9 protein-coding genes are annotated in these 6705 nt (G+C 70.8%); 3 read left to right on the top strand and 6 right to left on the bottom strand.

From position 1 onward, the window contains the following. Nucleotides 1–196 precede the first annotated feature (196 nt). Complete coding sequence (locus ACZ4LX_RS37665; RefSeq protein ID WP_467650668.1) at nucleotides 197–421, bottom strand: hypothetical protein; 225 nt, start codon at nucleotides 419–421, stop codon at nucleotides 197–199. A gap of 200 nt (nucleotides 422–621) precedes the next feature. On the opposite strand from ACZ4LX_RS37665, the gene ACZ4LX_RS37670 reads away from it, so the two are divergent. Both ACZ4LX_RS37670 and ACZ4LX_RS37675 read left to right on the top strand, forming a co-directional pair. Continuing rightward, the gene (locus ACZ4LX_RS37670; protein ID WP_136328972.1) at nucleotides 622–1005 is read left to right on the top strand and encodes a cold-shock protein; all 384 of its coding nucleotides are present in this window, start codon (nucleotides 622–624) and stop codon (nucleotides 1003–1005) included. Nucleotides 1006–1172: 167 nt separating this feature from the next. After that, a complete protein-coding gene (locus ACZ4LX_RS37675) occupies nucleotides 1173–1466 on the top strand; it encodes a hypothetical protein (protein ID WP_467650669.1) in 294 nt (97 codons plus the stop codon). On the opposite strand, the gene ACZ4LX_RS37680 is transcribed toward ACZ4LX_RS37675, so the two are convergent. Genes ACZ4LX_RS37680 through ACZ4LX_RS37700 form a run of 5 tightly spaced genes read right to left on the bottom strand, consistent with a single transcriptional unit; the run spans nucleotide 1423 to nucleotide 5211 of the window. Beyond that, on the bottom strand, nucleotides 1423–1680 hold the full coding sequence (locus ACZ4LX_RS37680; RefSeq protein ID WP_467650670.1) for an SMI1/KNR4 family protein: 258 nt from the start codon (nucleotides 1678–1680) through the stop codon (nucleotides 1423–1425). The two genes, ACZ4LX_RS37675 and ACZ4LX_RS37680, sit on opposite strands and share 44 nt — an antisense overlap. Before the next feature lie 7 nt (nucleotides 1681–1687). Then, nucleotides 1688–2563 carry a 1,4-dihydroxy-6-naphthoate synthase gene (locus tag ACZ4LX_RS37685; RefSeq protein ID WP_467650671.1) on the bottom strand — a complete coding sequence of 292 codons (876 nt, stop codon included), beginning with the start codon at nucleotides 2561–2563 and terminating at the stop codon, nucleotides 1688–1690. Continuing rightward, nucleotides 2544–3248 carry a futalosine hydrolase gene (locus tag ACZ4LX_RS37690; RefSeq protein WP_467650672.1) on the bottom strand — a complete coding sequence of 235 codons (705 nt, stop codon included), beginning with the start codon at nucleotides 3246–3248 and terminating at the stop codon, nucleotides 2544–2546. The genes ACZ4LX_RS37685 and ACZ4LX_RS37690 overlap by 20 nt, the downstream gene beginning before the upstream one ends. Nucleotides 3249–3276: 28 nt before the next feature. Beyond that, the gene (locus ACZ4LX_RS37695; protein WP_467650673.1) at nucleotides 3277–3756 is read right to left on the bottom strand and encodes a DUF2771 domain-containing protein; all 480 of its coding nucleotides are present in this window, start codon (nucleotides 3754–3756) and stop codon (nucleotides 3277–3279) included. A 27-nt stretch (nucleotides 3757–3783) separates the two neighbouring features. Then, nucleotides 3784–5211 (bottom strand): MFS transporter, encoded by a 1428-nt coding sequence (locus ACZ4LX_RS37700; protein ID WP_467650674.1) that lies wholly within the window; start codon nucleotides 5209–5211, stop codon nucleotides 3784–3786. A 419-nt stretch (nucleotides 5212–5630) separates the two neighbouring features. Between ACZ4LX_RS37700 and ACZ4LX_RS37705 the strand changes: the two genes are divergently transcribed. Beyond that, nucleotides 5631–6566 carry a DUF3027 domain-containing protein gene (locus ACZ4LX_RS37705; RefSeq protein ID WP_467650675.1) on the top strand — a complete coding sequence of 312 codons (936 nt, stop codon included), beginning with the start codon at nucleotides 5631–5633 and terminating at the stop codon, nucleotides 6564–6566. Nucleotides 6567–6705 lie beyond the last annotated feature (139 nt).

The raw sequence follows: 6705 nt of genomic DNA on the forward strand, positions 1-6705 counted from the left end.
TTTCTGAGGAGACGCCCCGGAGGGACCCCACCCCCACCCACCGGACAGAACGCACCCCGCGGAGCACCCGCACCGAGCCCGTCCGGCGATTGAGGTCGGAACCCCCAGCCCCGGACCGGGGCAACAGACGGGCCCCCGAGGCCAAGAACCCCGCTGCCGCCCGCCCAAGGGCTACGCCGCCCGCCCAAGGGCCCCGCTACCGTTGGGACGAACCCGCGCGCGCCGACCGGATCACGCCTGCCGCGGCGATCAGGAAGCCGACGCCCATCAGCATGCAGAGGGACCAGGCGATGGGCGGCAGCGGGTCGGTGCCGAGGAACAGCGGGGCCATCGTGGCGAGGGTCGACAGGGCGCCGATCAGGAAGACGATCGCGCCGATGCGGACCAGCCGGTCGCCTGCGCCGGAAGAAGGAGTACTCACCCCGTCAGGGTAGTTCCCGGAGGCGCTGGATCACCCCGGGGCGAAGCAGGTGCCGTTTCCGGACAGAGTCCGGATGACCAGGCTTGACGAGGGGTACTTCACCTGTGGAGGCTTCAGCCAGCAGGGGAAAGCACAACCACAGGACGGCCTGACCTGCTGAGGCTTTGTTCCGGCATACGGGTTGAGATGGGGTGCGTGCTTTGCCGACTGGCAAGGTCAAGTGGTTCAACAGTGAGAAGGGCTTCGGCTTCCTCTCCCGCGACGACGGCAGCGATGTCTTCGTCCACTCGTCCGTGCTTCCCGACGGAGTCGACGCACTCAAGCCCGGCCAGCGCGTCGAGTTCGGCGTGGTCGCCGGACAGCGCGGTGACCAGGCGCTTTCTGTGGCGATCCTCGACCCCACCCCGTCCGTCGCGGCAGCCCAGCGCCGCAAGCCGGACGAGCTGGCGTCGATCGTGCAGGATCTGACGACCGTTCTGGAGAACATCACGCCGATGCTGGAGCGCGGCCGCTACCCCGACAAGGCGTCCGGCGCCAAGATCGCGGGCCTTCTGCGCGCGGTCGCTGACCAGCTCGACGTCTAGGGGGAAGGTCTCCCTCGGGAAAGTCTGTCTGTGGGCGCCCCGGCCGGGGCGCCCACAGACGTATGCGGCACGTCAGCGCCGCAGGGCCTCGACCGGCTGGATTCCGGACGCCCGCCACGCGGGGTGGAGGCCGGCTCTCGCCCGGCTGCGGCCAAGGCGATCTGGCGGTGTTCACCCAGCTCACCCATGACGGTGACAAGAAGCAGCAGACCCGTCTGATCACCGTCGACGCGACCACCGGCAAGGAGTCGAAGCAGGTCACGCTCGCCGGCCAGGTCACCTCGGCGATCCCCACCGACGAGGGCATCCTCGCCGCCCACGGCAACAAGCTGGTACGCATCAACGGCACAGCCGAGAAGACCCTGGCGTCCACCACCACGGTGCCGTTCCAGATCACCGCCGACGCCGACGGCGGCATCACCAGGAACCCGTCAGGCCGTTCGACTCATCGAGCCGGGTGACGGTCCCGTTGCTGATCTTCAGGTAGGTACGCAGATCCTCCGGGAACCGGACGCCCGTCTTCTCCTCGACAGCGGCGATCTCCTCGTCGTTCGCCGCATCCCCCAGAGCACGGTGACTGACCGGCGCATTCTCACGCAGCCAGGACACGACACGCTGCCACGACTCACCCGCACCGCTCGGCACGCACACCTCCACCGAGGATCCACTGATCACGCGGACGCTACGGGAACGACAGCGCGTCCGGGCCGAGGGCGGGTACCAGGCCCTCGGCCGCCGCGCGTGTCAGCAGGCCGCGGATCGCCGCGTAACCGTCCTCGCCGAGGTCCGCGGTGAACTCGTTCACGTACAGGCCGATGTGCTGGTCGGCGACGGACGGGTCCATCTCCTGCGCGTGCTCCAGGACGTACGGCCGCGAGGCCGTCGGGTCGTCCCACGCCATCCGGACCGACGCACGCACCGACTCGGCGAGCCGCTTCAGCGTGTCCGCGCCGAGTGAGCGCTTCGCGATGATCGCGCCGAGCGGGATCGGCAGCCCGGTCGTGTCCTCCCAGTGCCTGCCCATGTCGGCCAGGTTGTGCAGCCCGTAGTTCTGGTACGTGAAGCGCGCCTCGTGGATGACGAGACCGGCGTCCACCTTCCCGTCCCGGACCGCCGGCATGATCTCGTCGAACGGCATGACGACGATCTCGCCGACCCCGCCCGGCACCACTTCGGCCGCCCAGAGACGGAACAGCAGATACGCGGTGGAGCGCTCGCTCGGCACGGCGACGGTCTTGCCCGTCAGGTCCGTGCCCGCCTCCTTCGTGAGGACGAGCGGCCCGCAGCCCCGGCCCAGCGCCCCGCCGCACGGCAGCAGCGCGTACTCCTGAAGGACCCAGGGCAGCACCGCGTACGACACCTTGAGTACGTCCAGTTCGCCGCGTTCGGCCATGCCGTTCGTGATGTCGATGTCCGCGAAGGTGACATCGAGGCCGGGCGCGTCCGGGACCCGCCCGTGGGCCCATGCGTCGAAGACGAACGTGTCGTTCGGGCAGGGCGAGAAGGCGATCCGCAGCGTGGCGGGGGCCGCCTGCGGGTCAGTGGTCGTTTCGGTCATGGTGCGTCCAGCCTTCCAGTACGGGGGCGAGCTTCCCGAACCCCTCGGTGAGCGCGGCCAGCGCGTCGCCGATGCGCCAGGCGTCGCGGTCGCGCGGGCCGACGACGTTCGATACGGCCCTGATCTCCAGGACGGGCACGCCGAGCCGCTCGGCCGCCTCCGCGACGCCGAAGCCCTCCATGGCCTCGGCCACGGCGCCGGGGTGCGCGGTGAGGAGGGCGGCGGCACGTCCGGCGCTGCCGGTCACGGTGGAGACGGTGAGGACGTCACCGGTCACCGCGTGGGTCGCGGCGGCCACCTCCTTCGCCAGCGAGGGGGGCGGTATGTGCCAGACCACGCCGAAGCCCAGTTCGGTCACGGGAACGAAGCCCGCGGGGGTTTCGGCACCCAGGTCCGCCGCGCCGATACGGTCGGCCACGACAAGGGATCCGACCGGGGCAAGAGGGGCGAAGCCGCCCCCTATGCCCGCCGAGATCACCAGGTCGTAGCTCTCCCCGGCCAGGGCGAACGCGGCGGAGGCCGCCGCCGCCGACGGTCCCGCACCGCCCGCGAGGACGTCGTAGCGGCCCGTGCGGTGGATCTCCGTGCCCGCGACCGTGCGGACGGACACCTCGTCACCGGCGCCGAACGCACGCGTGACCGCGTCCCGTTCCATGGGGACAGCGGTCACGACAAGCACACGCACGGGAGATTCTTCCGGGATCAGGAGGGGATCAGTCGGTCTTCTTGAACTCGAAGTGCCAGATGCCGGTCAGCTGCTTGCCCTTGGTCTCCACGATGCTGATCTGGGTCTGCTTCGTGGTCTCACCGGTCTGGCTGGAGAAGAAGGCGCTGCCCGGGATGGTCCGGTAGGTCTTCTTGTTCGGCTCCTGCTCGGCCTGCTGGCCGTTGATGAAGATGGTCCAGCCGTTGTCCGCGATCTCGGGGTCGACACCGAAGTGGACCTTGTCGTCCATCGCGACCTTGACGGTCTTCTCCGCCTTCTTGTTGAGGCAGCCCTGGATGTCGGATTCCTTGAGGGCCTTGCCGTCGTTGTAACAGGACGCCTCGGAGCTCACCGAGTTGTCGCCGACCGTCACGGTGGCAAGCGGCGTCGGCTTGTCGCAGGCGGAGAGGACAAGGAGTCCCGCGGACACGGCACCAAGAGCGACGCCGATTCGACGGCCCTTACCGGAGAAGAACGCAACGGTCATGGGCCGAAGGCTATCGGTCGCTCCGGCTCACGCCACGCGGGGGTGCGGCGAGCCGCGCCGCGCGGCGCCCAGCAGACCCCGTACGGACGTGGCGGCACCGAGCGCGAGGATGCCCGCGGCGACCGACATGCCCAGTACTCCGTTGAGGGGGAGGGCGATCCCGATCGCCCCGCCGACCACCCAGGCCATCTGGAGCAGTGTCTCCGAGCGGGCGAACGCGGACGTCCGTACCTCCTCCGGCACATCGCGCTGGATCATCGCGTCCAGCGACAGCTTCGACAGGGCCTGGGTGAAACCCGCCGTGGCCGCGAGCGCGGCGACCATGACGGTGCTGAAGAAGGCGGCGGCCAGCACCGCGACGGTCAGGGCCAGGCCCAGCACAGCGGCCACGATGACTTCGGGGCCGCGGGCCCTGAGCCAGGAGCCCACCGCGGTGCCCATCGCGTTGCCCACCCCGGCCGCCACGCCGACGATGCCGAGCGAGATGGCGGCGCTCTGCCCGGCGAGCGGGTGCTCGCGCAGCAGGAACGCAAGGAAGAAGATCAGGAAGCCGGAGAGCGCCCGGTGCGAGGCGTTGGCCTGGAGCCCGTGCAGGACGGAAGGGCCGACGGAGCGCAGCCCCGGCCGCTTCTCGCCGCTCTTCTCCTTTGCGGGCTTCTTCCGGCTCCCGGGCGTGTCCCTCTTCCGGAGCGGTTCGGGCCGGCCGTTCTCACCGTGCGGCGGCACCAGCTGCGCCTTCCGCTCACCCTTCGCCGAGTCCACCTTGGGCGGCAGCGTGAAGGCCAGGACGGCACCGCCGACGAAGATCGCGCACGCGCCGTACAGCGGCCACGGCGGTCCGATGGTCTGGAGCCCCGCCCCGATGGGCGCGGCGGCCCCGGTCGCCAGGAGGCCGGCGAGGGTGACCCGTGAATTGGCCTTCACCAGCGAGAAGCGGGGTGGCAGCAGACGCGGGACGACGGCACTGCGCACCACTCCGTACGCCTTCGAGCACACCAGCACGCCCAGGGCGGCCGGATACAGCTCCAGACCGCCGGTGGCGACCGCCCCCGACATGGTGAGCGCCAGTACGGCGCGGGCCAGCATGGAGCCCGCCATGGCGGCGCGGCGGCCGTGCGGCAGATGGTCCAGGAGCGGGCCGATGACCGGGGCGAGGAGAATGAACGGCGCCATGGTGACGGCGAGATACAGCGCGACCCGGCCGCGTGCCTGGTCCGTCGGCACGGAGAAGAACACGGTCGACGCGAGCGCGACGGTGATCATCACATCGCCCGCGCCGTTCACCGCGTGCAGCTCGATCAGTTTGCCCAGGCCCGACTCACCGGCCCCATGGGCGTGTGTCGCCTTCCGGATGCCTCGGGCGGTTCCGGTGAACGGGGTCTGGAGGGCATGACCGATCGACCGGCCCGTTCTGCGGAGCGGACCGGATGCGTCGTGCGACCTGGCAGAAGCCACCTGGTCATAGTGCCCCAGTCCCCGGCGTCACGAACCGGGATCGGGGCGGGGCGCGGTGCGAACCGCCCCGTCGGGTCAGTGATCGGGCAGGTCGCAGGGGGTGCGGCGGGGCTGATCCGGGTGGCCGGAGTGCACTCTTCACACGGGCCACGGTGTCGGATACGGCGTCGTTTGGGACGGGCAGGTGGGCGGGGAGCGGCGGAGAGGGTAGCGTGCGTAGCGCGCCACCGGCGGTTGTTCTTGGCCGCGCGCCTCTCGGCGATCCCGCAGAATGGGTTGTGAAAGGTGCGCCCGAGGCAGGCACAACGGGTGTGGACGTCGACGCGGCCCCCAGGTCCGCTCCGCCCACAACCGTATGGCCGAAATCGATGGATGTGCTGGCGCGCTCGTGAGACTGGCGTAGGAGAGAAGCGAGACCTGTGAGTGCTGCGACGACGCGAAGCCGTACGGCCCGTACCCCCGTTCCCGACCGTCTGTGCGCCGAGGCCGTAGACCTCGCCCGCGCGGCGGCCGAGGAAGCGGCCGCGCCAGGGGTGGTGGGCGAGCATGTGGCCGTGGTCCCCGAAGGGGACCGGGTCGTCACTCACTACTTCGAGTGCAAGGACCCGGCCTACCGGGGCTGGCGCTGGGCGGTGACGGTCGCCAGGGCCTCCCGCGCGAAGAACGTCACGCTGGACGAGACGGTCCTGCTGCCGGGCACCGACGCCCTGCTCGCGCCGGAGTGGGTGCCGTGGAGCGAGCGGCTGCGGCCGGGCGACATGGGGCCGGGCGATCTGCTGCCCACCGAGGCGGACGATCTGCGCCTGGAGCCGGGCTACACCGGCGAGGACGAGCCGCCGCCGAACTCCGCGGTCGACGCGGTCTCGGGCGAGCTGGCCGATCTCGTCGAGTCCGAGGACGCGGAACTGACGACGCGCCCGGAGCCGCCCCGCCGGGGCTCGATCGCGGCGGTCGCGGACGAGCTCGGCATGCGGCGTGCGCGGGTGCTGTCCCGGTACGGGCTCCACGCTGCGGCCGACCGCTGGGACGAGGGGTTCGGCGCGAAGACGCCGATGGCTCAGGCGGCCCCGGCCACCTGTGTGTCCTGTGCCTTCCTGGTGCCGCTCGCGGGTTCGCTGAAGCAGGCCTTCGGCGTGTGCGCGAACGAGTTCGGTCCGGCGGACGGGCATGTGGTGTCCCTGTCGTACGGGTGCGGTGGGCATTCCGAGGCCGCGGTGATGCCGAAGCCGCCGAAGCCGGCGCCGCACGCCCTGGACACGATGCGGGTGGACGAGTACCCGCTGCGTCCGGCGCGGGATTCCGGCTCCGTGCCGGTGGAGGCGGACGGGCAGTCGGCGGACCTCGGCCACTCCTGAGGCTGTGGCCGCGGGGTTCCCTGACCTTGCCCCTTTCCGGGGCGGGGGGGGTGCCTCTATGTCCTTCGTCAAGGTATCCCTGTCGGGTTTGGTGTGGTTCGGGGTGTTGGGGTTATGCGGCGAGCTCGATGTCCTTCGG

It is taken from the genome of Streptomyces sp. NPDC026062, assembly GCF_055568375.1.

Excerpts from the sequence above, each read along its gene's own strand:
- ACZ4LX_RS37685 (WP_467650671.1), bottom strand. The coding sequence starts at position 2,563 with ATGACCGAAACGACCACTGACCCGCAGGCGGCCCCCGCCACGCTGCGG.
- ACZ4LX_RS37695 (WP_467650673.1), bottom strand. The coding sequence starts at position 3,756 with ATGACCGTTGCGTTCTTCTCCGGTAAGGGCCGTCGAATCGGCGTCGCT.